General features: G+C 45.1%; 26 protein-coding genes. All 26 read right to left on the bottom strand.

Annotated features, from left to right (window positions below; all coding sequences use genetic code 11):
• Nucleotides 1-17 precede the first annotated feature (17 nt).
• Nucleotides 18-1025: an ABC transporter ATP-binding protein gene (locus AOX59_RS15785; RefSeq protein ID WP_068446855.1), complete on the bottom strand. Its 1008-nt coding sequence runs from the start codon at nucleotides 1023-1025 to the stop codon at nucleotides 18-20.
• Nucleotides 1026-1033: 8 nt separating this feature from the next.
• Nucleotides 1034-1990: an ABC transporter permease gene (locus AOX59_RS15780; protein WP_068446853.1), complete on the bottom strand. Its 957-nt coding sequence runs from the start codon at nucleotides 1988-1990 to the stop codon at nucleotides 1034-1036.
• A 1-nt stretch (nucleotide 1991) separates the two neighbouring features.
• Nucleotides 1992-2924: an ABC transporter permease gene (locus tag AOX59_RS15775; protein ID WP_068446852.1), complete on the bottom strand. Its 933-nt coding sequence runs from the start codon at nucleotides 2922-2924 to the stop codon at nucleotides 1992-1994.
• A gap of 322 nt (nucleotides 2925-3246) precedes the next feature.
• A complete protein-coding gene (gene murA, locus AOX59_RS15770) occupies nucleotides 3247-4578 on the bottom strand; it encodes a UDP-N-acetylglucosamine 1-carboxyvinyltransferase (protein WP_068446851.1) in 1332 nt (443 codons plus the stop codon).
• Between the two features lie 33 nt (nucleotides 4579-4611).
• The gene (locus AOX59_RS15765) at nucleotides 4612-5328 is read right to left on the bottom strand and encodes a YwmB family TATA-box binding protein (protein WP_068446850.1); all 717 of its coding nucleotides are present in this window, start codon (nucleotides 5326-5328) and stop codon (nucleotides 4612-4614) included.
• A gap of 145 nt (nucleotides 5329-5473) precedes the next feature.
• Nucleotides 5474-5707: a DUF1146 family protein gene (locus tag AOX59_RS15760; RefSeq protein WP_068446849.1), complete on the bottom strand. Its 234-nt coding sequence runs from the start codon at nucleotides 5705-5707 to the stop codon at nucleotides 5474-5476.
• An 806-nt stretch (nucleotides 5708-6513) separates the two neighbouring features.
• Nucleotides 6514-6909, bottom strand: a complete 396-nt coding sequence (locus AOX59_RS15750; RefSeq protein ID WP_068446847.1) for a F0F1 ATP synthase subunit epsilon — start codon at nucleotides 6907-6909, stop codon at nucleotides 6514-6516.
• Between the two features lie 104 nt (nucleotides 6910-7013).
• A complete protein-coding gene (gene atpD, locus AOX59_RS15745) occupies nucleotides 7014-8417 on the bottom strand; it encodes a F0F1 ATP synthase subunit beta (RefSeq protein WP_068446846.1) in 1404 nt (467 codons plus the stop codon).
• A gap of 84 nt (nucleotides 8418-8501) precedes the next feature.
• A complete protein-coding gene (gene atpG, locus AOX59_RS15740; RefSeq protein ID WP_068446845.1) occupies nucleotides 8502-9365 on the bottom strand; it encodes an ATP synthase F1 subunit gamma in 864 nt (287 codons plus the stop codon).
• A 99-nt stretch (nucleotides 9366-9464) separates the two neighbouring features.
• A complete protein-coding gene (gene atpA / locus AOX59_RS15735; protein WP_068446844.1) occupies nucleotides 9465-10976 on the bottom strand; it encodes a F0F1 ATP synthase subunit alpha in 1512 nt (503 codons plus the stop codon).
• 21 nt (nucleotides 10977-10997) lie between these two features.
• The gene (locus tag AOX59_RS15730; protein ID WP_068446843.1) at nucleotides 10998-11537 is read right to left on the bottom strand and encodes a F0F1 ATP synthase subunit delta; all 540 of its coding nucleotides are present in this window, start codon (nucleotides 11535-11537) and stop codon (nucleotides 10998-11000) included.
• Nucleotides 11534-12061, bottom strand: coding sequence for a F0F1 ATP synthase subunit B (gene atpF, locus AOX59_RS15725; RefSeq protein WP_068446842.1), 528 nt, complete (start codon nucleotides 12059-12061; stop codon nucleotides 11534-11536). The genes AOX59_RS15730 and atpF overlap by 4 nt, the downstream gene beginning before the upstream one ends.
• 329 nt (nucleotides 12062-12390) lie before the next feature.
• Nucleotides 12391-12597, bottom strand: a complete 207-nt coding sequence (gene atpE, locus AOX59_RS15720; protein ID WP_068446841.1) for a F0F1 ATP synthase subunit C — start codon at nucleotides 12595-12597, stop codon at nucleotides 12391-12393.
• A 101-nt stretch (nucleotides 12598-12698) separates the two neighbouring features.
• Nucleotides 12699-13421, bottom strand: coding sequence for a F0F1 ATP synthase subunit A (gene atpB / locus AOX59_RS15715; RefSeq protein ID WP_068446840.1), 723 nt, complete (start codon nucleotides 13419-13421; stop codon nucleotides 12699-12701).
• 117 nt (nucleotides 13422-13538) lie between these two features.
• Nucleotides 13539-13910, bottom strand: a complete 372-nt coding sequence (locus AOX59_RS15710; protein WP_068446839.1) for an ATP synthase subunit I — start codon at nucleotides 13908-13910, stop codon at nucleotides 13539-13541.
• Between the two features lie 437 nt (nucleotides 13911-14347).
• Nucleotides 14348-16531, bottom strand: a complete 2184-nt coding sequence (locus tag AOX59_RS15705; RefSeq protein ID WP_068446838.1) for a S8 family serine peptidase — start codon at nucleotides 16529-16531, stop codon at nucleotides 14348-14350.
• 570 nt (nucleotides 16532-17101) lie between these two features.
• A complete protein-coding gene (gene wecB, locus AOX59_RS15700; protein WP_068446837.1) occupies nucleotides 17102-18217 on the bottom strand; it encodes a non-hydrolyzing UDP-N-acetylglucosamine 2-epimerase in 1116 nt (371 codons plus the stop codon).
• 14 nt (nucleotides 18218-18231) lie between these two features.
• Entirely contained in the window at nucleotides 18232-18861 is a 630-nt protein-coding gene (gene upp, locus AOX59_RS15695) for a uracil phosphoribosyltransferase (protein WP_068446836.1), read from the bottom strand.
• Nucleotides 18862-19093: 232 nt separating this feature from the next.
• On the bottom strand, nucleotides 19094-20329 hold the full coding sequence (locus AOX59_RS15690) for a serine hydroxymethyltransferase (protein WP_068446835.1): 1236 nt from the start codon (nucleotides 20327-20329) through the stop codon (nucleotides 19094-19096).
• Between the two features lie 77 nt (nucleotides 20330-20406).
• A complete protein-coding gene (locus AOX59_RS15685; RefSeq protein WP_068446834.1) occupies nucleotides 20407-20973 on the bottom strand; it encodes a TIGR01440 family protein in 567 nt (188 codons plus the stop codon).
• Nucleotides 20974-20979: 6 nt separating this feature from the next.
• Nucleotides 20980-21438, bottom strand: coding sequence for a ribose 5-phosphate isomerase B (rpiB, locus tag AOX59_RS15680; protein WP_068448400.1), 459 nt, complete (start codon nucleotides 21436-21438; stop codon nucleotides 20980-20982).
• Nucleotides 21439-21471: 33 nt separating this feature from the next.
• Nucleotides 21472-22080 carry a low molecular weight protein arginine phosphatase gene (locus tag AOX59_RS15675; protein ID WP_068446833.1) on the bottom strand — a complete coding sequence of 203 codons (609 nt, stop codon included), beginning with the start codon at nucleotides 22078-22080 and terminating at the stop codon, nucleotides 21472-21474.
• A gap of 200 nt (nucleotides 22081-22280) precedes the next feature.
• Nucleotides 22281-22835, bottom strand: coding sequence for a manganese efflux pump MntP (locus AOX59_RS15670; protein WP_068446832.1), 555 nt, complete (start codon nucleotides 22833-22835; stop codon nucleotides 22281-22283).
• Nucleotides 22836-22926: 91 nt separating this feature from the next.
• Nucleotides 22927-23949 (bottom strand): L-threonylcarbamoyladenylate synthase, encoded by a 1023-nt coding sequence (locus tag AOX59_RS15665; protein ID WP_068446831.1) that lies wholly within the window; start codon nucleotides 23947-23949, stop codon nucleotides 22927-22929.
• Between the two features lie 463 nt (nucleotides 23950-24412).
• Nucleotides 24413-24832, bottom strand: a complete 420-nt coding sequence (locus tag AOX59_RS15660) for a GNAT family N-acetyltransferase (RefSeq protein WP_237049289.1) — start codon at nucleotides 24830-24832, stop codon at nucleotides 24413-24415.
• Between the two features lie 87 nt (nucleotides 24833-24919).
• Entirely contained in the window at nucleotides 24920-25525 is a 606-nt protein-coding gene (spoIIR, locus tag AOX59_RS15655) for a stage II sporulation protein R (protein WP_068446829.1), read from the bottom strand.
• Nucleotides 25526-25552 lie beyond the last annotated feature (27 nt).

The following is a 25552-nucleotide window of genomic DNA, read 5'->3' as shown; positions in this document are numbered from 1 at the left end:
TTTTGTCCTCCCCCTTATCAGTTTTTGTCGGCTGCTTGAGCCAAAAGCTGTTTAGCCCGTTCATCCTGGAGCCAGCAATCCACTTTGTGTGTCTCACTGAGTTCCGTCTGAAGCGGGTAAACTTTATCACACACCTCCATAGCCATTGGACACCGCGCTGTGAACGGGCACCCTTGTGGAGGTGAGAATAAATCAGGCGGTGTGCCATCAATAGGAATCAGTTTCTCCCCTTTAATATCAAGTCTCGGAACTGATTTTAACAACCCCCTTGTATACGGATGCTGCCCCTCGTAAAATACTTCCTTCCGTGTGCCTTCTTCGATAATTTTGCCGGCGTACATAACAACGATGCGGTCAGCTATTTTTGCGACAACCCCGAGATCATGTGTGATTAAAATAATCGATACACCGGTCTTTTCCTGAACTTGTTCAAACAGTTCCAATATCTGTGCCTGTATAGTGACATCAAGTGCTGTCGTCGGCTCGTCGGCAATCAGCAGCTCCGGTTCACAGATCAAAGCAATGGCAATCACAATACGCTGCCGCATACCGCCGCTGAACTGATGCGGATACTGCTTGAGACGCTCCTGAGGGTTCGGGATACCGACGAGCTCCATCATTTCAAGGGCTTTCTCCTTGGCCTCGGCACTTGACATCTTCCGGTGCTCCATCAAACCTTCCGTCAGCTGTGTGCCGATTGTTAATGTCGGATTCAGTGCAGTCATTGGATCCTGGAAGATCATCGATATATCAACACCGCGGATTGATCGCATTTCTTTTTCAGGAATTGTTGTCAGTTCTTTTCCTTTAAATGTGATCGTCCCGTTTGAAATTTTTCCGGGCGGATCGGGAATCAGCTGCATAATCGCATTTGAGGTGACACTTTTCCCGCAGCCGGACTCTCCGACAATTGCCAGTGTTTCACCTTTATGTAAATCGAAACTGACACCCCGTACTGCTTTGACTGTTCCGCCATATGTTGTAAAGGTTACGTGCAGGTCGTTTACATCCAATATTTTTTCCATCTGTTCACCTACTCTCTCAGCTTCGGATCAAGTGCATCCTGAAGCCCGTCACCCAGTACGTTAAATGCAAACATCGTAAATGAAATAAAGAAAGCCGGGAAAAACAGTGTCCACCAGTTTCCTGAAAGAATGGCGCCCAGAGCATCATTTGCCATCACTCCCCAGCTCGCAAATGGTGACTGGATGCCCAGTCCCAGGAAACTCAGGAACGCCTCGGCAAAAATCGCATTCGGAACTGTCAGTGTCATTTGAACGATAATCGGTCCCATCGTGTTCGGGATTAAATTTTTCCGGATAATTCTCGGCGTCCTGGTTCCAAATGATTTCGATGCCATCACAAATTCAAAATTTTTAATTTGCAGAACCTGCCCCCTGACAATCCTGGCCATCCCGACCCATCCGGTGACACTCAGCGCGATGATAATTGTCATCAGACTCGGTCCCATGACCACCAATAACAAAATGACAACCAACAGGTAAGGCAGACCGTACAGTACCTCGATAATCCGCATCATGATGCTATCTGTAAGGCCGCCTTTATACCCGGAAATACCGCCGTAAATGACACCGATAAAAAAGTCAATCAAAGCTGCCATTAACCCGATAAATAGTGAAATTCTCGCACCATACCATGTTCGGGTGAAGACATCACGTCCAAGTGAGTCGGTGCCGAACCAATGATCTATTGAGGGCGGCAGGAACTGGTTCGGGCGGTTTTGATCTATCACCGTGTATGGTGAAATCAACGGGCCAATGAACGCAAGAATTCCCAATATAATCAAAAAGGCGAGCCCTGCCATAGCCAGTTTATTTTTCTTGAGACGATTCCATGCATCTTTCCAGTATGAAAGTGATGGACGGGAGACGGTTTCAGCTGCTTTTAAATCCTTATCTCTCCATTTAAACCAATCATCCGGTATATCGGCAGGAGAATGAACGTGTTTTGTTTCGTCAGCTGAAGACATATTATTCTCCTTCCTTGTTATGCAGTTTAATTCTCGGATCAAGCAGGCCATAGGCAACATCGACTAAAAACAGCATCAGTATCAGAAAAGCACTGTAAAAAACGGTCGTCCCCATAATTACCGGATAATCCCGCTGATTGATACTTTCGACAAAATATTTGCCCATGCCCGGGATCCCAAATATCTGTTCAATAACGAAAGTACCCGTTAAAATGCCTGCCAGGAGTGTACCCATGATCGTCACCACCGGCATAAGCGCATTTCTCAGTGCATGCTTAATGATGACTTTCCATGGCTTCAGCCCTTTAGCGCGTGCCATTTTGATATAATCCTGTGTCAAAACTTCGAGCATCGTCGAACGTGTGAGACGGGCAATGATTGCCATTGGTCCCGTCGCCAGCGCAATGGTCGGCATGATCATATGCATCGGGCTCGACCATGTTGCAGTGGGAAGAATCCCCCAATTGACTGCCAGAACTTGAATCAGCATCGTTGCAAGAACAAAGTTGGGGATCGATATTCCCAAAACAGCAATCGTCATCGCCAAATAATCAATGATTCCGTTATGCTTGAGGGCTGCAAAAATACCGAGTATAACCCCGGAAATAACTGCAACCACGATTGTGACAATGCCGAGTTCAAAGGAAATCGGAAACCCTCGTCCGAGCAAATCGTTCACCGTTTCTGTCGGCTGTTTAATCGATGGGCCAAAATCCAATGTGACAATTGATTTTATGTAAAGTAAATATTGTATGTAATAAGGTTCATCCAAATTATAATGCGCTTCCAGGTTGGCCTGAACCGCCTCATTGGTCGTCCGTTCCTCATTAAGCGGCGACCCCGGCAGCGTCACCATCAGAACAAATGTCAGTGTCACAATAATCCAAAGTGTCACAGCCATAATAGCGAACCGTTTTAAAATATAACGCAGCATTCGGCTACACCCCTATGTCATCCGCATACGTTGTAAGCGATTTCAGTTAATAGATTTAAAAAACACTCGTTAAAGCGTCACTATTCTCACAATCATTTTTAAATTTTCTTAAATTTTAACATATTCTCATTATAATACAATATGAAATTTGTTTGATAGTGAATAAAGGCCCGGGTAAAAAGGCCCGGTTGCAGTGTTTACTTAATAATTTAGGGCCGATACACTATTTTTAAGTAAAGTGGAGTTTAACGACATTAGAAAAAAACAGATGGCGCACACCATCTGTTTTTGCGGATATCCATTATCAGTTCATTTGAATCATTTAGCTTTCGGCTTCAATTACGATTTCTTCAGCAGGCATTTCAGTTTGCATAAATGGGTTAACTGTATTTCCGTTTTCATCCACCCGCTCAATATCCGCGCCCAGTCCCGCCAGCTTTTCTGCAAAGTTGACATAGCCGCGATCAAGGTGTTTTAATTCAGTCACACGCGTATATCCGTCAGCTGTCAGACCTGCCAAAACCAGCGCAGCAGCTGCCCGCAAATCAGTTGCAGTCACTTCAGCTCCCTGAAGGTCAGCCGGTCCTTCTATAATAACGCTGCGGCCTTCAATTTTCATTTGCGCGTTCATGCGCCGGAATTCTTCGGCATGCATAAAGCGATTTTCAAATACAGTTTCGGTAATAACGCTTGTGCCATAAGCATTCAGCATGAGCGCCATCATTTGTGATTGCATATCAGTCGGAAATCCGGGGTGTGGCAATGTCTTAATATCTGTTGCGAGCAATTTATCCGGACCGATGACACGAATCCCATTTTCTTCTTCAAGAATGGTAACACCCATTTCTTCAAGCTTGGAAATAACGGATCGCAAATGCTCACTTTCTGCATTTTCAACGAGCACATTACCGCCTGTTATGGCACCGGCAACGATAAAGGTACCGGCTTCAACGCGATCCGGGATAATACCGTGGTGCACGCCGTACATTTTTTCAGCGCCTTCAATCCGAATCGTTTCCGTTCCGGCACCGACCACTTTGGCGCCCATCTTATTCAGGAAGTTTGCCAAATCAACAATTTCAGGTTCTTTCGCAGCATTCTCGATAATCGTTTTGCCATCAGCAAGTGAGGCAGCCATCATAATATTTTCAGTGGCACCGACACTTGGCATATCCAGGTAAACTTTTGCACCGTGCAACCGCCCGGGAGCATTCACTTCGACATACCCATTGCCTACATGTACGTGTGCCCCCATAGCTTCAAAGCCTTTTAAGTGCAAATCAATTGGTCTGGACCCGATGGCGCACCCGCCGGGCATAGCCACTTTAGCGTGTCCGTACCGAGCCAATAGGGGGCCGAGAACCAACACTGACGCACGCATTTTTTGGACATGTTCAAATGGAGCCTCTGTCGTTAATTCTTGTTGTGCATCAACAGTAACTGTATTATCAGCAAAATTTACATCTGCATTCATATTTCGCAATACTTCATTGATTGTATACACATCAGCCAGCACGGGAACATCGGTAATTGTGCTTATCCCTTCGCTTGCCAGCATACTCGCAGTGATGACCGGCAATACCGCATTTTTAGCTCCTTCTACTCTGACGGAGCCCTCCAACCGGTTCCCGCCTCTCACGATGATTTTATCCATATTCTATTCCCCTTATTATCCAATTTCACTATATTAGTATTCATTAATCAGGATAGGTGTGCCTATCGTCAAACGCGTGCTGTCTTGTGCTGAGTCATGAACCACCATTTGTAAATTCATTGGTTCTTCCGTCGAAATTTCTTGCTCCCATAATGGTGTATACCCGTACACAATTTTTTTAACACTCGAATCTTCATTATTGTCTGTTTGCGTTTTTGTTACCGACAAATTTAATTTTTGCTTCAGTTTATCAAAAATATAACCATCTTTCATTTTACCACTAACCTCTGTCATTAAACAAGCAAATTTTGTCGACTTTTTTGTGAAATAATTCGATTGTATGGCATTTATTCGATTCAAATAGACATCAGATGTCGAATCATCCCAATTTTTCCCTTGAAGCACTGCAATGAGCTCTGCTTTATGTACGGGATTCTTTGGAATGACGACATTAAAGGATTCGGATACTCCAGTGTCTTTTTGTACGCGCTCAAAATTATATTTTACTGTTTTTTCATCCTCAGCACTAGAGACCTTGTAACTATTTTTTCTTTGCAAATTTTCTAGAATATGGTCAATTTCATCTTCGTGTATACTTTCTTTTATTGTCACTTGCCAACTATCCACGTTCAGACTGCTGTCGGTTACAACTGAGGCGAGGTCAGTCAGTTCCTCTGATTGTTGTGCGAAAGCAGCGGTGTTCATGCTCATCAATAAAAAAATGCTTGATATGAATGCTATTATTCTCATAAAAAATCCCCCTTGTTTACTATATTCATAGTATAAACAAACGGGGATTGTCCTATACGATGTTATTAAAAAAGACTGCTATCATTCATTACCCGCTAACTCATAACAAGTCTCATCTGTTGGTTCCAAAGCGGTTTTAGGACCCCTAGAAAAGGTACATCAGATCCTGTGACCATTGAATGAAGTCAAGGAAAAAGCGACTGACACCGGTACCGATTAATATTGTGATGAAAATAATTAGAATTCTTGCTTCTGTCTCACGTCCTTTTCTAATAAGCGGATCGATATTGACAGTCGTGATGACTCGCCACGTAATATAAATAAATATCAAGTGCGATACCATACTAATGATGGCAGTTAAACCGATTGATGAAAACATACTTCCACACCTTTGTTTAAGATAAAATTCTCTTAATTCAACTGATACTTTGCCATGCTACAGGGCATTTGTCAAATTGAACAGCCTTTGATAGCGCTGTCAGTTATATCGACACGTATTATTATTTCCCGGGAAATATCGACAGGAAACTATGTGGTTTTTATGAACAGCCCGGTTCATTTTATTCTGCAGAAGTTGCTGTGGCTTGTGACGCTCATTACGCTGAAAGCTAAAACGTCGCACTTTATGGATCTCATGGCAAATCAGCACTCTGTTGCCATAAACCAAAGGATCTTTTCGTAAATTTTGTTGCTCGTAGTTCATGTAAACTGCGAAGTATTATAATAAATGTTTGATTCAATGAGACCGCTCCGGAAATACACGAAGACTCCAGCGGGAAAGTGAAGACGTTGAGACCCCACAGCGATCGTTCTTTGCGAGCGAGGAGGCTCAGCGCGAGCCCTAAGGTGCGCGAAGTGTATTTCCGGAGCGGTAGACGACGCACAACTTACACCTAAAGTTACTTCGTAGTTTATGGATTTTGTGTCAACAACATCAATCTTTTAGAAAACAGTTAAAACAAAAAATCTCTTATAACATCATTCTGTTACAAGAGATTTTTTAACACGTATGTAATAGCCAGTAAACCGCCGAAAACTGGCGGTCAGCTGACCTTAAATACTCAGGTTCGGATCGGGATTGCACGATGCAAGTCTCAGGAAGCATTGCCTCATGAGGTGGCGTCCTTAGTCCTTGTTCCCATTATTCAGTGGAAGAAACCTTTCCTCCCGCTGAATGCAGTTTTACTAACGTGCTATATCCAGCCGATTCATTGCTCTTTTGAGTGCTAGTTCCGCCCGTCGGAAGTCTATGTCATCCTGGTTGGCCTGGAGACGCTGTTCGGCACGCTGTTTTGCTTCTTCAGCCCGTTTGATATCGATTGAAGCAGGATCTTCTGCTGTCTGGGCCAGTATTGTCGCTTTATCCGGACGCACCTCAAGAAATCCGCCGCTGACAGCCAGAAGTCTGGTATCATTTTCGTGCTTCAGCCGTACTGAGCTGATTGTTAATGGCGCAACCATTGGGATATGCCCTGGTAAAACACCGAGTTCTCCATTGGCAGCCTTACAGCTGATCATTTCAAAACCTTCTTCAAGTACCGGCCCATCAGGAGTAACAACACTCACAGTCAGTGTGCTCAATGTAACCCCTCCTTAAAGACAGGTAATAAACCGGATGAAATCTTTAACAGCGATCGGAGTGTTCTGATTGCTGTGTAATCATCCAGCATTACGCGTCTTTATTATTATTCCATATCTTTTCCTTTTTCCACGACTTCTTCAATACGACCGACCAAACGGAAGGCATCTTCAGGTAAATCATCATGCTTGCCGTCGAGAATTTCTCTGAAGCCTTTAACCGTTTCGCTTACTGGCACATAAGAGCCTGGCTGTCCGGTAAATTGTTCAGCCACGTGGAAGTTTTGTGACAAGAAGAATTGGATACGTCGTGCACGTGATACCGTTAATTTATCCTCATCTGACAATTCATCCATACCAAGAATGGCGATAATGTCCTGCAGTTCTTTATATTTTTGAAGTGTCTGCTGCACTTCACGTGCCACGTCGTAGTGGTCTTCACCGACTACTTCAGGGTCAAGGGCACGGGATGTTGATGCCAGCGGATCCACTGCCGGGTATATACCTTGCTCGGATAATCCGCGGTCAAGGTTGGTTGTTGCGTCCAAGTGCGCAAACGTTGTTGCAGGAGCCGGGTCTGTATAGTCATCGGCAGGCACGTAAATGGCCTGGATCGATGTAACAGATCCTTTATCCGTTGTGGTGATTCGCTCCTGCAGCTGTCCCATTTCAGTTGCGAGTGTCGGCTGATAACCAACGGCTGATGGCATCCGGCCAAGCAATGCTGATACTTCCATACCAGCTTGTGTGAAACGGAAAATATTATCGATGAATAACAGTACGTCTTGACCTTCTTCATCACGGAAGTATTCTGCCATTGTCAAACCAGTCAGGGCTACACGCATACGTGCTCCCGGCGGCTCGTTCATCTGACCGAATACCATCGCTGTTTTGGTAATAACGCCTGAATCCTTCATTTCATAGTAAAGATCATTACCTTCACGTGTCCGCTCGCCAACACCGGCGAAAACAGAGATACCGCCGTGTTCCTGCGCAACGTTGTTGATCAGTTCCTGAATCAATACAGTTTTACCGACTCCGGCACCACCGAAGAGGCCGATCTTACCACCTTTGGTATATGGAGCCAGCAGGTCAACGACTTTGATGCCTGTTTCAAGAATTTCTGTATCTGTTGTCAAGTCTTCAAATTCAGGCGGCTGACGGTGGATTGGGTCCCGCCGAATATCTTCTGGTACTGGTTCATCAAGGTCAATGTTGTCACCAAGGACGTTGAAAACACGGCCAAGAGTAGCTTGACCCACCGGCACTGAGATTGATGCGCCTGTATCTTCAATTGCCATATTACGTTTAAGCCCGTCTGTAGAGGCCATCGCAATTGTGCGAACGGCATTATCCCCAAGATGAAGCGCGACTTCAAGTGTCAGATCAACATCATAATCATCTTCACCGGGGCGGACAACTAATGCATTATTGATATCAGGGAGCTGGCCTTTGTCAAATTTAACGTCGACAACAGGTCCCATGACTTGTGTAATGTGTCCTTTGCTCAATTGTTTCCCTCCTATCCTACTATCGAACATTCCTGGAGGCTGTTCAAAATCTGTTATCCTTCTTTTGAACACACACTCCAGAAGCTATTCAAGTGCTGCGACACCGCCAATGATTTCTGTGATTTCCTGTGTGATAGCTGCTTGGCGGGCACGATTGTATTTCAATGTCAAATCATCAATCAGATCGTTAGCATTATCAGTTGCACTGCGCATTGCTGTCATCCGTGCTGCATGTTCACTTGCTTTGCCATCCAGCAAAGCACCATAAATCAAGCTTTCAGCATATTGCGGCAAGAGACTTTTTAGAATTTGCTCCTGATCCGGCTCGTACTCATATTGGCTCGTGCTGGTGCTTGCCTTCTCTTCCATATCGGTCAGCGGCAATAGTTGTTTTGCCGTTGGGATCTGGGAGATGGCGCTTTTATAATGGTTATAATAAATCGTCAATTCATCAATTTCTTCATCAATAAACATCTGAACCGTTTCAGATGCAAGCTCTTTGATATCATTAAAGTCCGGCTGATCCGCCATACCCAAAATACTCTTAGCAACCGGCATGTCACGCTTCCTGAAGAATTCGTAACCGACACGACCGACGACGATAATTGTATATTCATCCGTTGACTGGTGGTTCTTCTGAATTGTTTCATTCAGTTTTTTAAGCACACTGCTGTTATAAGCACCTGCCAGTCCGCGGTCAGACGTGATGACGAAATAGCCGGTCTTCTTGACATCGCGCTTTTCGAGCATCGGGTGAGCAGCATCCATACTACTGCCTGCAATGCTGGCAACAACTTCCTGGATTTTTTCACTATAGGGAACGAACTGTTTAGCATTTTCTTCCGCTTTGCTCATTTTGGAAGCCGAGACCATTTCCATTGCTTTGGTAATCTGTTTTGTTTTGGAAGTCGAATCAATCCGTTTTTGAATATCTCTAAGTGATGCCAAGCGTTTCACCACCCTTCCTTTACAGAGGTCGGAGGTTAGAAGTCAGAGACCGAAAGCTTAGTTTCGGCTCTTTATCCAAACTCTTTATATTGCGATCATTTATTGGTCACTAGGCAGGAACGTTTTCTTGAATGCCTCCACTGCTTCTCGCATGTCATCATCTTCAGCCAATTGGCCGGTTTCACGGATGGTGGAAAGCACTTCTTTCCGGTTTTCTTCAAGCCACGTATGGAATTCACCTTCAAAGCGTGTAACATCTTCTACCGGAATGTCATCAAGAAGACCTTTCGTCAGTGCGTAAATGATCATGACTTGTTTCTCAACCGCTAATGGCTGGTGGAGTCCTTGTTTCAAAATTTCAACTGTCCGTGCACCGCGGTCCAATTTAGCCTGGGTTGATTTATCCAGATCTGAGCCGAACTGGGCGAATGATTCCAGTTCACGGAACGATGCAAGGTCAAGCCGTAATGTACCGGCAACTTTCTTCATCGCTTTCCGCTGTGCCGAACCACCAACACGTGATACTGAGAGACCGGCGTTAATCGCCGGGCGCACACCTGAGAAGAACAAGTCAGACTGCAGGAAGATTTGCCCGTCTGTAATTGAAATAACGTTTGTCGGGATATAGGCACCGATATCGCCTGCCTGTGTTTCAACAAATGGCAAGGCAGTCAACGATCCGCCGCCTTTTTCTTCACTTAATTTAGCTGCACGTTCCAAAAGGCGTGAGTGCAGATAGAAAACATCCCCGGGGAATGCTTCACGGCCTGGCGGGCGGCGAAGCAACAAGGACAGTTCTCGGTATGCTGCTGCCTGTTTGGTTAAGTCGTCGTACACGACCAACACGTGCTTGCCGTTATGCATGAACTCTTCACCCATTGATACACCGGCATATGGTGCCAAATACAAGAGCGGTGCCGGTTCTGATGCACCAGCTGACACAACGATTGTATTGTCAAGTGCCCCGTAACGACGGAATGTTTCAACCGTACTTCTTACCGTTGATTCTTTCTGACCAATGGCGACATAAATACAAATCATGTCTTCATCTTTTTGATTCAAAATCGTATCGACAGCAATTGTTGTTTTACCGGTCTGACGGTCACCAATGATCAATTCACGCTGTCCGCGTCCAATCGGAACGAGTGCGTCAATCGCTTTGATTCCAGTCTGCAGCGGTTCTTTAACTTCCTGACGATCCATGATGGATGGCGCTGCTGACTCAATCGGACGGTTTTTTGTGGTTTCCACTGGGCCTTTTCCGTCAATCGGCTGACCGAGCGGGTTCACGACACGTCCAAGCAAATCCTCCCCTACAGGTACTTGCATAACTCTGCCTGTACGGCGGACTTCATCGCCTTCTTTTATATCTGTGAATTCGCCCAGGATGATGATACCAACGTTTCCTTCTTCAAGGTTTTGCGCCATACCCATTACACCGTTTGAGAACTCAAGCAATTCACCGGCCATGGCATCATCAAGACCATGTGCACGTGCGATCCCGTCACCGACTTCGATGACTGTGCCGACATCATTGACTTCTAACTCAGAGTCAAAACTTTCGATCTGCTGTTTAATCAGTGAACTGATTTCTTCAGCTTTAATGCTCATACCATTTCACCCCTATCATCATTAGTCTGCCGTTGTCATATTCCGTTCGATCCGTTTTAACTTGCCGCTAATGGTGCCATCATAAATTGTATTGCCAATCTGCAGTTTAATACCGCCGATAATTGACGGGTCAACGACTGTTTCAAGCTTAATTGCCTGTTTATTAAACCGTTTTGCAAACGACTTTTCAAGCTGTTCTTTTTCGCTTTCTGAAAGCTCCCGAACAGAATATACTTTCGCTTCTGCAATTTCCTTCACATCATTTACCATTTGGTTAAAATGGTCAATAATGGATGGCACAAGCGTGACGCGATGGCGCGACGCCAGTAATTTCAGCGTTTTCAGCACATCATCTGAAAAACTTTGAAACACATCATCAAGAAATTGACTCTTTTTGTCCTTATTAACACGCGGGTGTTCCAGAAATTCAACAATCTGGTCATTTTCATTGAAAACCGATTTCAGGACATGCGATTCCTCAACCAATTGCTCCAGCGTTCCCTTTTCATTTCCGATTTGAAAAAGAGCTTCTGCATAGCGGCTGGCTACTACTTCACTCATCGCTCTTCTCCTACCTCTTTAATGTATTCGTTGATCAGTTCTTCCTGATCCTGTTCACTGATTTCTTTCTCAATCACTTTGGTAGCAATCTGTACTGATAATGAAGCAACTTTGTCCTGAAGTGTCTGAATCGCTTTTTCTTTTTCGTTTTCGATTTCTTCCTGTGCTGACTCTTTGATGCGATCTGCTTCCTGACGCGCAGACGCGACAATGTCCTTTTCCTGTTTTGTTCCGGCGTTTCTTGCATCTTCAATAATCTGAGTAGCTTCCTGTTTTGTCTGTTTCAATTGTTCAGCTGCTTCTTCACGTGATTTTTCAGCTTCGGCACGGCTTTGTTCAGCGGCTTCAATTTCACCTGCTACATATTCTTCACGTTTTTGCATGACGCCTATTAATGGACCCCAGGCAAATTTACGGACCAAAAGAATCAAAACAATAAAGAAGAAAAGCTGCATCAGCATGTCTCCGACGTGGAGCCCGCCAAGTGCTGCATAAACATGCGTAAATCCGGTGAATGATTGCACACAATTCACTCCTTTCACTTTACATATAGAGCATTTAGAGGTTGTTCAAAAAGTCCGGTAAAAATGACACGTCGAACTTCTTCGTTGGCTTGTTTCTCCGCGGCTCATGTATCTAAAGGCATACATTCCGCTGCTCGAAACTACGCCGCCTCGAACTTCTCGGTCCTTTTTATCCTCCCTTTTGAACACGCACTTTTAGCTGGAATTGATTAAAAAGGCATTTTCTAAAAATATCGAATCTAACTGATGTTGTTCAAAAATGGCAACAAACAACGGCAAAGGTTGCTGGTGAATACAGTCTTCGCCGTCATCCGTTTCGATTCATTCGATTACATGACGATTAGTGCGATAACAACCGCGATAATCGGCATCGCCTCAACCAAACCGACACCAATGAACATTGTCGTTTGAAGCTGACCTCTTAATTCCGGCTGACGTGCAATCCCTTCAACCGTACGACTAACGATAAGACCGTTACCTACACCGGCACCTAATGCCGCCAAACCTACTGCTAATGCTGCTGCTAGAGCTGACATAATATAAATCCTCCTCAAAATTATTATATTAGTTTTTTTAGTAATTTCCTGCCTCAGCAGCTGACTGCCGAAACGGATTACTCAACAATTTTTGGTGAAACTTAGTGGTCACTTGATACTTTGTGCGAGATATAAACCATTGACAGCATGGTGAAAATGAATGCCTGGATTGTGCCAATGAACACACTGAATCCTTGCCATGCAAGCATCGGAATCGCGCCTCCCAAAAAGCCGAAGAATCCTGATGTTGTTAATCCTACCAAAAGGGTCAATAATACCTCACCGGCATAAATGTTACCAAACAGACGCAGACCCAATGTCAGCGTGTTTGAAAATTCTTCAATAACCTTGATCGGGAAAAATAACGGAAATGGCCGTATGAAGTCTTTGCCATATTCCTTCACACCGCGTGACTTAATCCCATAGTAATGGCTCATCACGATAACCGTTACAGCCAGTGTCAATGTGAGCCCGGCATCTGAGGTGGGTGATTTCCACCACAAGTCGTTCCCAACGACCCCCAATGTCATAACCCCAAGCAAGTTGCTCACCAAAATGTAGGTGATGAGCGTCAGGGCAAATGGCAGGAAGATCTTCCCCTGTTTCCAGTCCATGGCGTCACTGATCATGCCTTTGACAAAATCAAGGACCCATTCCATAAAATTCTGGACACCCGTAGGCTTCATTTGAAGCTTTCTTGAGCCCAGTACACTAAGGATAAATACAATGAGTGAAGCAATCGCTATCATCATGACGTTCGATAAATTAAAATCAAGCCAGGATATACCAAACACGTCATTTACAATCGGTGCTCCATGATCCATTTCTTCTCACCCCTCTTCCAAGCAATGCTCCTTAGTTTTTTTCAGAAAAACCGGCGTCTTCCTCACCTTGCGAAAGGTGCCGCAGTTTTACTTAATAAGTTAATCCCCCGGTAATGCTTATTTGTCTCGGGAATGAAACACAAAAAAATCTATCATCATAACCAGATAGGATGTCATTAACCCGATGATAACAAAAACCATGTCGAAATAGTCATCAAAACGAAGCGCAATGATAACAGTCAATGCTGCTGCTGCAATCCTGGATAAAGTCCCAAGACCTGCACCGGATTGAGTCTTCTCGACCGATTCGGCAAAAGCATCTACTTTGCGCTGCAGGAGCCACAAATTATAAAAACTTGCAACACTTCCTAAAAGAAGCCCGAGGAATATTCTTGCTTGCGGCGTAAAACCTGCTCCAAGAACAAATATCGCAAGAAGGAAAAACATCCACTTCCGCTGCCTGTTGACTATTCTTTGATAATCTGACATGATTCGACTCTTCTCCCACATATCCGGGCATGATCCGTTTCTCTTTCACTCACCAGAAGACAAAAAAATTTTGTGAATTCGTGAGGTTAATCACTGCTGGTAAGGAACTGACATCATAATATTATGTAAGGACCTTAATGCTTTTTGAACAACTTATTTTAGCAAAAAGATATGAAACCCTTACCATTCCACACTAAGCTAGTGTACATTAGCCACACCCTGTTGTCAATCAGAACACGAGCAAAACACACTGCCGTCTGAAGCCAATTTTTTTGTCTGTTTTCCGGCATTATCTGTCCCTGTTTTTTGGCAAGATTTAGGTGTATCTAATTACTTATTGTATAGGAAAAAAGTATCCTTTTGTTATGAACATTTTGTGACAATATTTGTCGAGATGCATGCAATTTTCATAACTTGCGAACCAGCCTTTTAACAAATCAAGGCTTGTCATTGATATAAACCCTGGTCTGATAGCTTTCCACTGTGCCGTCTGCCAGTTTGACACTAATAACAGCTGCATACGCGCCCGGTTTATCAATTTGCGAAGCGTCGATTTTGCCTTCATTTAAACCTACCTGAATGTTCTCTGACTCAAGCAATGTCTGTTCATACATCAGTGTCTGCGGATGATACAATTGAACACTGATACTTTCAGCGGGATCAGGCAAATACAGCTGATAACGGTAAGTGTCGTCTGAAAATGCTTCGAATGAAAAATCAAATCCCATCGCTTTTGGATAGTCGGCTGACTCGTTCACAAACAGATATGGAAGGTAATATTGTGCTTCACCCTGATTTAATGTAAGCCATCCCTGGTGGATACCTGTATCAAGCCGGTTCTGATTAATTGCCAGTTCGATGGAAAGCTTTTTGGTTTCTCCTTTGTCCAATGTGAAATTCATCGGCAGCTTCCAAGTGAGCCCTTGTTGCTTTTTCGGAATGGAAAATGAATAATTCATTTGCTCCTCAGACTTATTTTCAATCACCACATCAACATGTTTCGTTTCCTGTGCTTCACTAATTTTTCCAAAGGACAACAACGGATCTTCAATCACTGTTTTTGCATGAATCGCTTGTTTCGGACGTATGCCGCCTGCTCCCTGGATGATTGGAGCAAATGGCTGGCCGTCTTCATTTTTCACTCTTTTGGCAGTCGTCATGAGGGCTCCTGTCAGTTCCTCGGTTGTCCAATCGGGATGGGCCTCCATCAAGAGCGCCATTGCACCGGCTGCTTGAGGTGCTGCCATGCTTGTTCCTTGCAATTCGCCATATGATTCAGGCAAAGTGCTCAACACATTTGTACCGGGAGCACTGACTTCCGGTTTCAAGTCCCAATTAACGGTCACAGGACCACGCGAACTGAAATCGGCTATCCCCGGTTTGGATGTCTCATGTTTTGTCTGCATGTAAAGATGTTTATTATTTTGCGCATTTTTAACAAGCCACTCGCCATCACGTTTGGTGATTGAGGCTACCGGAATCTTGATGGGTTTTCCCTGGTCTGAAATTGTTCCTTGAAAGTTCCCTTTTTCATGATTGTAAATAAGTGCTGCCACTGCGCCAGCCTTTTGTGCCTGTCTGGCCAATTCGGAAAAAGGGGTTTTCCCGCGTTTCATCAGTGCAATTTTCCCCCGGACGTCCTGTTCGTTAAAAATGGCCACGTCATAATTTTTACGGAGTTTCCATGGTTTTGCACCCTGCATTTGGACAAGTGAGATTTTTTTGTCAGCCAGCGGTTCAACTAAAAGGGGGCGTGTTTGCGGATTGGAAGATGCCCCGACAGAAAGGGCGTTTGCCGCTGTGGCGGGTGAGCCGATCGTCCAATTTCCCGGCCCGTCGTTGCCATTTGCGATGATAACAGGGATACCGAGATCCACAGCCCGATTAACCGCTGCACTTGTCGGAAAATCCGGCCCATTGACGGCATTCCCTAACGACAGATTGATAATATCCGCTCCGTCATCAACTGCCTGCTCCAGTGCGGCGATGACCTGAACCGACGTCCCCGAGCCGCCGGGACCAAGTGCGCGATAAGCGTAAATATCAGCCGACGGTGCAACACCCTGAAGCTTGCCATCCGCAGCAATGATGCCGGCGACATGCGTGCCGTGCATCGTTGGAATCCCCTCTTCGGCAGTCGTTTCCATGGGATCATTATCCAGATCAACCAAATCATAGCCGCCCGCATAGCTGTCCTCAAGATCCGGATGGTTATAGTCAATACCGGTATCAATCACCGCAACTTGCACCCCTTTTCCTGTAAAAGATGTATTATTCAGTTCGGATGGCATGACGCTGTTTTCTGTCTGATTCAAGGTCGGGGCGCTCTCTATTTCATAAGCAGCAGCAGGATGAACAGCTCTTATAAAATCAAGTGACTCCAGCCCTTCGAATCTTTCCGGTTCGGCTTTCAATGCCAGACCATTGAACAAGGTGTCATAGACAGCAACCACGTCAATATATGGATGATAATTTTCAAGATACGTCTTGTGTTTGTCCGGATTTCCGTCCACCTCAATAATAACGGACGTCTTTTCGTTTGAATCGTCTATCGCCATTGCGGGTGCAGCCGTGGATAAAAACATGACGGCAGCTGACAGGGTCAGAAGTATGCGGATCATAACATATGCTCCCTTTTTGCACGTGATTGTAAGTAGCATTTGAAAAATAAGGCGAAAGCATACATTTAAAGCTGTTTCGTAAGTTTTGTTGTTCTTTAACTTCACAGTTGAGGTAAAGTGCGACGTATTATAAAAAATGTGAGTGCTATGATACCGCTCCGGAAATACACTCCAGCTTTCCGCGGGCGGCTGGTGAGCCTCCTCGGGCTGGCGCCCTGCGGGGTCTCACCTATGCCTAAGTTCCCGCAGGAGTCTGGAGTGTATTTCCTGCGCTAAGGTTGTTTGCTAATGTACTACCATGGAGACAGTGAGCATTTCGTAGCGTAGGCAATATGCGAGACTCCTGTGGGACAGCGAGCTCTTGTAGACCCCGCAGTGAGCGGTTTTTGCTCACGAGGAGGCTCGTGGTGAGCCCACGGAAAGCGAGTGTATTCCAGCTGCGTCGCCAGAAAACATTCCCAAATAATCAAATGAGACTTAACGTCGCAGTTTATGAAAAAACTAACACCCTTTTAAAAAACAGCCTTAATACAAGAAAAGATCCGGCACTCGGCCGGATCTTCCTTTACACTATTTATTAAAATATGCCTGGATAGCATCAGCAATTTTGCCTGAAGCTTCACCATCACCATAGGGATTGGAGGCTTTTGCCATGTTGTCATGGACAGCGGCATCACTTAATAGTTCATCAGCAAGCTTGAAAATATTTTCTTCGTCTGTTCCGGCCAATTTAAGTGTGCCTGCCTCAATTCCTTCAGGGCGCTCGGTTGTGTCACGCAAGACGAGAACCGGTACTCCGAGCGATGGCGCTTCTTCCTGCACGCCGCCTGAATCGGTCAATATTAAATGGGACCGGGCGGCAAAGTTATGAAAATCAACAACGCCAAGGGGCTCTATCAAATTAATCCGGTCATCCTCACCTAAAATACCGCCCGCAGTCTTTTGCACAACCGGATTCAAATGTACCGGATAGACAACATGAATATCCTCATGTGTATCAACAAGACGTTTGATGGCCCTGAACATCTGCTCCATGTTGTTTCCCAGGTTTTCCCGGCGATGTGCCGTCACCAGCAGCAGACGTCTGTCTTCTGTTTCGTCCAGTATCGGGCTGGAATAATTATCGTCCACTGTCGTTTTCAATGCATCAATCGCAGTGTTTCCGGTAACCACGATTCTTTCAGACGGTTTATTTTCATCCAGCAGATTCTGCTTCGACTTTTCCGTCGGAGCGAAATGGAGATCAGCCATCACGCCTGTCAGCTGACGGTTCATTTCTTCCGGATATGGTGAATATTTATCCCATGTACGCAAGCCTGCTTCAACATGACCAAGTGCAATTTGATTGTAATAGGCAGCAAGTGATGCCGCAAATGTTGTTGTCGTGTCACCATGTACAAGTACGATGTCCGGCTCCGTTTGCTTCATGACCTCATCGAGACCTTCCAGAACACGCGTCGTAATTTGAGCAAGCGATTGCTTCTTTTTCATGATGTTCAAGTCAAAGTCGGGAGCAATACCAAATATATCCAGAACCTGGTCGAGCATCTCCCGGTGCTGTGCAGTTACCGTTACAATCGGCTCAAACTCATCAGGCCGTTTTTTTAATTCCAGAACGAGCGGGGCCATTTTAATCGCTTCCGGCCGCGTGCCAAATATCGTCATGACTTTGATACGTCTTTTCATTTTAGGCACTCCCATTACTTGGTACCATACAAACGATCGCCGGCATCACCCAAACCGGGGATGATATAGCCATGATCGTTCAATTTTTCATCAAGCGCAGCAAGGAAAATATCGACATCTGGGTGCTCGTTTTGAATGACTTCAACGCCTTCCGGGGCAGCGACCAGACACATCAGGCGGATTTGCTTTGCGCCGCGCTTTTTCAACGAGTGGATGGCATCATTAGCAGAGCCGCCTGTTGCAAGCATCGGGTCAATCACGATCAATTCACGTTCTTCAATATCAGATGGCAATTTTATGTAATATTCATGCGGCTTAAATGTTTCCGGATCACGGTATAAACCGACGTGACCCACACGTGCAGCGGGGATTAATCTCAGCATGCCGTCAACCATGCCAAGTCCTGCCCGGAGAATCGGAATTAATCCAATTTTTTTGCCCGCAAGTACCTGAGTAGTTGCTTCCATTACCGGCGTTTCAGTTGCCTTTTCCTGGAGCGGCAGGTTGCGTGTGATTTCAAATGCCATCAGCATGGCAACTTCATCGACAAGTTCGCGGAATTCCTTCGTTCCGGTATGTTTATCGCGTATGTACGTTAATTTGTGCTGAATTAACGGATGATCCAGTACGTGTACTTTTCCCATTTCACCGATCACTCCTTTATTATTAGTGGCATCTTTCAAATTGTACTTAAAAATAGACAAGCTTTCAAGTGAAGTCGGTAGTATCACGTCGGGCGAAGTGATTAAGCTACCTGCACGATTTGATACTGGTGCTGCGCGAAATAGTGGTATGAGCACGCGAACCGGGCCAATTAACACGCGATTTAAAACTTCAGCCAAGCAAGGATGCCCCCATTAGGAACATCCTTCACATTTACGCATATAGCGGAAATTTGCCGTTCAGTGCTTTCACGCGTTCTTCTGCTTCGCGCAACACGTTATCATCTTCATGGTTTTTCAAAACAGTTGCCATAATCGAAGCAACTTCTTTCATGTCCGATTCCTTGAACCCGCGTGTGGTTACAGCAGCCGTGCCGATGCGCATACCACTGGTGACAAACGGGCTCTCGGCATCAAAAGGAATCGTATTTTTGTTGGCGGTGATGCCAATATCATCCAAAGCTTTCTCCGCAACTTTACCCGTCAGATTAAGCGGGGTAACATCAAGCAACAGTAAATGGTTTTCCGTGCCGCCCGACACAACGCGAAGTCCTTCATCAATCAGCGCTTCACTCAATGCTTTGGCGTTTTGGACAACCTGATTCGAATACGCCTTGAACTCATCAGTCAGTGCTTCCTTAAAAGAAACGGCTTTAGCAGCGATGACGTGCATCAAAGGACCACCCTGCATGCGCGGGAAGACATTTTTATCAATGAGCTTTGCATTTTCTTCACTGCATAAAATTAAACCGCCGCGCGGGCCTCGCAATGTTTTATGGGTTGTTGACGTCACAAAATCAGCATGGTCTACCGGATTTTGGTGAAGTCCGGCAGCAACAAGCCCGGCAATATGTGCCATATCAACCAGCAAATACGCACCGACTTCATCGGCAATTTCACGGAATTTGGCAAAATCAATTTCACGTGAATAGGCGCTGGCACCGGCAATGATCAATTTCGGACGGACTTCTTTAGCCCGCTCGAGAACAGCGTCGTAGTCAAGCTGTTCCGTTTCTTCATCGACACCATAATCCGCGACATTGTAAAGCTTTCCGCTGAAGTTAACCGGGCTGCCATGTGTTAAATGGCCGCCATGGTTCAAATTCATGCCAAGAATGGTGTCGCCCGGATCCAAAACGGAAAAATAGACAGCCATATTCGCCTGTGCGCCTGAATGCGGCTGGACATTGGCGTGTCCAGCACCGAATAGCTCTTTTGCCCGGTCACGTGCCAGATTTTCTGCCACATCGACATGCTCACAGCCTCCATAGTAGCGTTTGCCCGGGTAGCCCTCAGCATACTTATTGGTAAGCACCGAGCCCATCGCTTCCATAACGGCATCGGAGACGAAATTTTCAGACGCAATCAGTTCAATATTTTCCTGCTGGCGCGTTTTCTCCGCCTCTATTGCTTCATACAATTCGTAATCGGTCTGCTTTAAATGTTCCATATGTAATTCCTCCCAGTATAGTAATAGTTTGCTATATATTAATTGGGTATAGCAGCGTTAGACGGGTAAAACTATTCTCACATATTTTCTGCTGTTTCGCGGTCGTACACAGCCCGCTGTCCGCCGATTAATTTCGGACGTGTCCGCGCGACAGAAGCCCGGGCATTGCCAATGCTGCGCTGGTTGAACCTGAGCGGGACGGCAACCGGTTTCAAATGCATGCCGATCATAGTTTCACCAATGTCAAGACCGCTGTCCGCTTTGATTGATTCAACAACGACCGGGTTTTTCAAATTTTTATAGGCAAATGACGCCATCGATCCGCCGGCGCGCGGTACAGGAATAGCCGAAACCTCCGTCAGACCCTGCTCCTGCATCGTTTCCTTTTCCACTACCAGCGAGCGATTTAGATGTTCACAGCATTGAAAAGCGATCTGAATGCCTGTTTCGGCTTGTAGAGCTGTCAATTCATCGAAAAGAACAGCGGCTAGTTCTTCACTCCCGGCGGTTCCAATTTTCTCACCGGCCACTTCACTGGTTGAGCAGCCAAGAACAAATACGTCTCCTGCATTCAAATAGTCACTTTTCCGCCATTCATTGGAAATAACTTTAACATCCTGCATGACTTGAGTTTGGAGATCCATTATACCTCACCTGGCCTTGCTGGTTTCGTTATTTTCATAGGCGGTCACTTTTCCAATACGAGTTTCATGCCGGCCACCATCGAATTCAGTCTCCAGCCATGTTTTGACAATTTCACGCGCGAGTCCCGGTCCGATAACACGCTCACCCATCGCAAGTACATTTGAGTCATTATGCTGACGCGTCAGCTTGGCGCTGAACACATCACTGACCAAAGCACCTCGGATGCCTTTTACCTTATTCGCAGCAATCGACATACCAATACCCGTTCCGCAAATAAAAATCCCGCGGTCAAATTCACCGCTTGCGACCCGCTCTGCTGCAGGCAATGCATAATCCGGGAAGTCCACAGAATGCTCACATGAACATCCGGCATCCTCATATTGAATCGCCATCTCATCCAGCAACTGTTTCACTTCATTCCGTATCGTCGTGCCTGCATGGTCTGCTGTTATAATAACCTTCATCATCTAACCAGCCCTTCTTGATGTCCGATTTACTCATGTGCTATCAATCTTTTTGGCAAGTGCTTCAATATGGTTTTTCAGCTCGTTCTTTGTTTTTTGATAGATACTCAAATCACCGCCGAACGGGTCTGAAATATCATAATTGACCAGACTGGATTTGAGTTTTTGAATTTTTTCCCAGTCATCCTGTAAATGGTCATTCAATTTGCGTTCAAGTTGGTTTACATCCATTTTAAGCCGGTTCTTATAAATGAATTGTGATCTTTTTTCCACATAATCAGCATAAAGCTGCTTTAACTCTTCCCAAATCTGTTTATCCGAGTTGGATACGTACTCAATTAATGTGTAATACTTATCCTGGAAATCAGGATGCTCTATAATCAGTGACTGTTTATGCTGTGTTGTCATGGTGAGAACCAGGTCTGCCCATTTCAGCAATCCGTCGCTGACCGGTTGCGATTTTGTCTCCAAAGTAATCCCATCTTGTTTCAACGCAGCTGCTGCGTGATCATTCGGACGTTGATTCGACGCAGCAAAAATACCCGCCGATTGCACGTCTGCTTCAGGGTGCCTCTCTTTTAACAATGCTTGTGCCATCGGGCTTCGGCATGTATTTCCTGTACATACAAACAAAATCTTCATGGGGACCTCCGATATGGGATAATCACATCCTACCCTAAACTATATCATAGAATGGTACCGTTGTCAGAAAAAATTCAGGAAAAAAGCTGCAGCTATAGATGGGTTTTAACGGATTGGGTATTCATGGAAAATATGTGACGACTTAAGAGGAAATATTGTGAACTTGAGCCGATTTTGTGACAATTTCAGCCGATTTGATTTCAGCCAAATAATATATGTAAGCCAAACCCGCAGAGGATGCTGCCGCCTAGCATCTCACTGTAGACGCCGAGTAAACCGCGCATTTTTCGTCCCAAAATCATGCCTGTCCATGTCAGCGCCATACTTGCTGTTCCAAATAACAACAGAGCGATGACCGTTTGTACTTCCGACAAACCAAGGCTGAGACCGACTGAGAAGCTGTCGAGACTAACACTCAGTGCGAAAAATACCAAGCCGATTCCGACGGGCTGCGCGAGCCTTTGTGATTCGTGGTTAAAGGAGGAGAAAACCATTTGAGCACCGATTCCCACAAGCAGGAGCCCACCGGCGAGAGTTGCATAGCCGCCGATTTGACTAGAAATAAAATTGCCCAGCACGATACCGAGAAATGGCATGATCATATGAAACAGCCCGATAATCACACCAACAATGGCAATCCGCTTCAATCTGATCTTCTGCATTCCCATGCCGAGGCTGACAGAAAAAGCATCCATCCCTAATGCAATTGCCATAAACATTAATGATACAATGTCACCTAAATGAGCAGTCGGCATCAGCAATCCCCCTTGGACATACTGTTAAAATCTATGCCAGTCCAAGGAAAGATATGCACCGCTTATATTTGTGCACATGTGGATAAAATTACTAAACCTCCACAAATTCCACAGCTGCTTTTTCCAGACGATTCATAATCGCCTGCCCGATGCCGGTCCGTGGAAATGATTCACATAAAATCAAATCAACATCTTCATTTTTAAAAATACGCAAAGCATCATACAGGGAGGCAGCGATTTCCCGTAAATCAGAGCCGAGCGTTATGATCCGGTCGGCATCGAGTTTTTCCGCTGTTTCTATACTTGCCATCACACCGATTCGCTTCTTGCTGCTCCGCTCTTTTTCAATAACAGCCTGAATATTTTCAGGAGTTCCTGCTACCAGCCACATCGGAACATCCGGTGCATAGTGCGTATATTTCATGCCCGGTGCTTTGGGCTCCTCCGTTGTGCTGGCCAATGCCGGATCAACCATTACTTCCCCGATTTCAGCTTCAAGCTGTTCTTTTGTAATACCGCCCGGCCTAAGGATAACCGGTATTTCCTGTGTACAATCAATGACCGTCGACTCGACACCAACGCCAGTCGCACCGCCATCAATCAGTCCGGCAATTTTACCCTGAAGATCTGACCAGACATGATCAGCCGTTGTCGGGCTAGGCTTTCCGGAAATATTGGCACTCGGCGCTGCAAGTGGCAGGTCGCACGCTTTCAATAAAGCCTGGGCAACGGGATGATCAGGTATTCTCACCCCAATTGTGGATAATCCTGCTGTCACGTTTTCCGCACAAGTGCCATTGCTTGGCAAAACCAGTGTCAACGGCCCTGGTGTAAACTTATTAATCAGCTTTTCAGCAGCTGCCGGAAGTGAGGTGACCAGACTTCTCAGCTGTTTTTTTGTGGCAACATGTGCGATTAGCGGATTATCTTCAGGTCTGCCTTTTGCTCGAAAAATCCCTGATACAGCTTCCTTACTGGTGGCATCTGCTCCGAGCCCATAAACCGTCTCAGTCGGAAAAGCCACTGTTTGACCATCCCGTAATAGTGCCGACGCTTCACGGAGCGCTTCTGTTGTTGGGCTTTCCTGATCAATAAACATGCGTGTTGTCTGCATGACTGTTGTCCCTCTTTCTCGTTTAGCTTTAAGTTAGACGGGTTATCCATCTGTAAATATACTTCTCAATTTATCCTAATCGATTTTCATACTTTGTTAAAGTATTATAATCCTGCTTCTCTTGGCGGTAATGCTTAAAAAGGTGATTTCAGCAAAACTTTATCCACACAAAAAATAGCCTGACAGAAATTTTTCCACAGGCTATCCACAACTTAAAAATTAGAAACTGTATTATTTTTCAAGATCGCTGTAAAAGGGTTGTTCATTCATCAACTTCAGTCTTCACATTGTTAAACATTCGGTTTTCCACAACACTGTGTATAACGTCACAAGCTTATCAACTTGTTTTCAACAAGCTATCCACAGCTTGTTGTGCATAAATACGGTTTTATCAACTTTCATTGAACTGGGCAACTGATTTCCATATATCTTTCTCAGATCCCTGTTAAAAGCAGGTCCTCACTCATGAAACATTATATGTCCACCAATATCCTTCTTTTTCCGGAGGGGCATGCACTAAGGCATTCTCTTTTTGCGGGTAAAACTGCAACGATTCGAGTACTATATCAACCATTGGCTGATGACTGTGGACAAATACTTCCTTCGCCTGCTTTTCTTTTGCAAGGGCTAAAATAGATTCCAATAAGACCGGTAAGGACGCCGCTGCACTTTTAGTGATATAAAGCTGCTTCAGCCAGTAAACATCTTCATCAACAGCATCCATCACAAAGCAGCCCTCAATAGTTCCTTTCAGTTCAACGACATAACCTTTTTCCAGCAATTGCTCCCGCTCGACATCCTTATTATGTTGCAAAAATGTATTCAGCTTTTCTTCGGAGGCGTAATTCGCTGCAATCAATTCCATTTTTTTCACCTCTATCATTAGAATATATGCCTGTTTTAAATTCAGAAAGTTGGTCTGCAAAATGCCTTTGTCAGTACATTATGCAGAAATTAGACAATCTATGACTTAGCTGAACCATTCAAATAGAAAAAATTTAACCTCAGCCTCCTCTTGTTCTTCATCCGGCTCCTCATCGGCATCGGCTGTTTCCGCTTCTGCCACACTGGTGCCATTTGAAAAATCGAGAAAACAGAGCGGCGGGAACAACACACACCACCAATTAGACCCCTTGCCCTCACCAAGCGTTATCAATACAGCTTCATATTCACCGGGCGGATACATATAAGAACCGTATAGCTTTGCTGGAAATGTAACATTTTTACCGTATTCAACCTCTAAAGTCTGCTCCTTATTTTCCGCTTTCAATACATTGCCTGCGATGTTCCTGATCTTCGGAATGCGTGCTTCAATCAGTTTGCGTGCGTCATTGATGTCTGTCATCTGGTCCACCCATCCGGTAATGACTTCATTAACCTCATCCCGGACTTTTCGTTTCAAAGCCTGATCTTTCTCACTATCACTGTTGGCTAAAATACGTAATCGAATCGCCTCATCCGGAATGACCTTAATTTCGGATGAAGCACTATATCCTTTTTCTTCGCTAATAGTTTTAACCGGCATAGCAAAAACAATAATCATAATAATAATAGCTGACACTGCCAACTTCCACATTACAAAAGCCCCTCTCCAAACTGATTT

Origin of the sequence: Lentibacillus amyloliquefaciens (genome assembly GCF_001307805.1) — a bacterium.
GTDB classification, from domain to species: Bacteria; Bacillota; Bacilli; order Bacillales; family Amphibacillaceae; genus Lentibacillus; species Lentibacillus amyloliquefaciens.
This window is presented reverse-complemented; position numbering and strand designations above follow the sequence as displayed.

Coding starts and splice junctions, on each gene's coding strand:
- atpA (WP_068446844.1), bottom strand. CDS start 10,976: ATGAGCATTAAAGCTGAAGAAATCAGTTCACTGATTAAACAGCAGATC.
- AOX59_RS15760 (WP_068446849.1), bottom strand. CDS start 5,707: ATGTTTTCATCAATCGGTTTAACTGCCATCATTAGTATGGTATCGCAC.
- atpE (WP_068446841.1), bottom strand. CDS start 12,597: ATGTCAGCTCTAGCAGCAGCATTAGCAGTAGGTTTGGCGGCATTAGGT.
- AOX59_RS15775 (WP_068446852.1), bottom strand. CDS start 2,924: ATGCTGCGTTATATTTTAAAACGGTTCGCTATTATGGCTGTGACACTT.
- AOX59_RS15705 (WP_068446838.1), bottom strand. CDS start 16,531: ATGATCCGCATACTTCTGACCCTGTCAGCTGCCGTCATGTTTTTATCC.
- AOX59_RS15730 (WP_068446843.1), bottom strand. CDS start 11,537: ATGAGTGAAGTAGTAGCCAGCCGCTATGCAGAAGCTCTTTTTCAAATC.
- AOX59_RS15670 (WP_068446832.1), bottom strand. CDS start 22,835: ATGCCGACTGCTCATTTAGGTGACATTGTATCATTAATGTTTATGGCA.
- AOX59_RS15665 (WP_068446831.1), bottom strand. CDS start 23,949: ATGCAGACAACACGCATGTTTATTGATCAGGAAAGCCCAACAACAGAA.
- upp (WP_068446836.1), bottom strand. CDS start 18,861: ATGGGAAAAGTACACGTACTGGATCATCCGTTAATTCAGCACAAATTA.
- atpB (WP_068446840.1), bottom strand. CDS start 13,421: ATGGATCATGGAGCACCGATTGTAAATGACGTGTTTGGTATATCCTGG.
- murA (WP_068446851.1), bottom strand. CDS start 4,578: ATGGATAAAATCATCGTGAGAGGCGGGAACCGGTTGGAGGGCTCCGTC.
- rpiB (WP_068448400.1), bottom strand. CDS start 21,438: ATGAAGGTTATTATAACAGCAGACCATGCAGGCACGACGATACGGAAT.
- AOX59_RS15765 (WP_068446850.1), bottom strand. CDS start 5,328: ATGAGAATAATAGCATTCATATCAAGCATTTTTTTATTGATGAGCATG.
- AOX59_RS15685 (WP_068446834.1), bottom strand. CDS start 20,973: ATGGATCTCCAAACTCAAGTCATGCAGGATGTTAAAGTTATTTCCAAT.
- wecB (WP_068446837.1), bottom strand. CDS start 18,217: ATGAAAAGACGTATCAAAGTCATGACGATATTTGGCACGCGGCCGGAA.
- AOX59_RS15690 (WP_068446835.1), bottom strand. CDS start 20,329: ATGGAACATTTAAAGCAGACCGATTACGAATTGTATGAAGCAATAGAG.
- AOX59_RS15780 (WP_068446853.1), bottom strand. CDS start 1,990: ATGTCTTCAGCTGACGAAACAAAACACGTTCATTCTCCTGCCGATATA.
- AOX59_RS15785 (WP_068446855.1), bottom strand. CDS start 1,025: ATGGAAAAAATATTGGATGTAAACGACCTGCACGTAACCTTTACAACA.
- AOX59_RS15710 (WP_068446839.1), bottom strand. CDS start 13,910: ATGTCAGATTATCAAAGAATAGTCAACAGGCAGCGGAAGTGGATGTTT.
- AOX59_RS15675 (WP_068446833.1), bottom strand. CDS start 22,080: ATGAAGATTTTGTTTGTATGTACAGGAAATACATGCCGAAGCCCGATG.
- AOX59_RS15660 (WP_237049289.1), bottom strand. CDS start 24,832: ATGATAGAGGTGAAAAAAATGGAATTGATTGCAGCGAATTACGCCTCC.
- spoIIR (WP_068446829.1), bottom strand. CDS start 25,525: ATGTGGAAGTTGGCAGTGTCAGCTATTATTATTATGATTATTGTTTTT.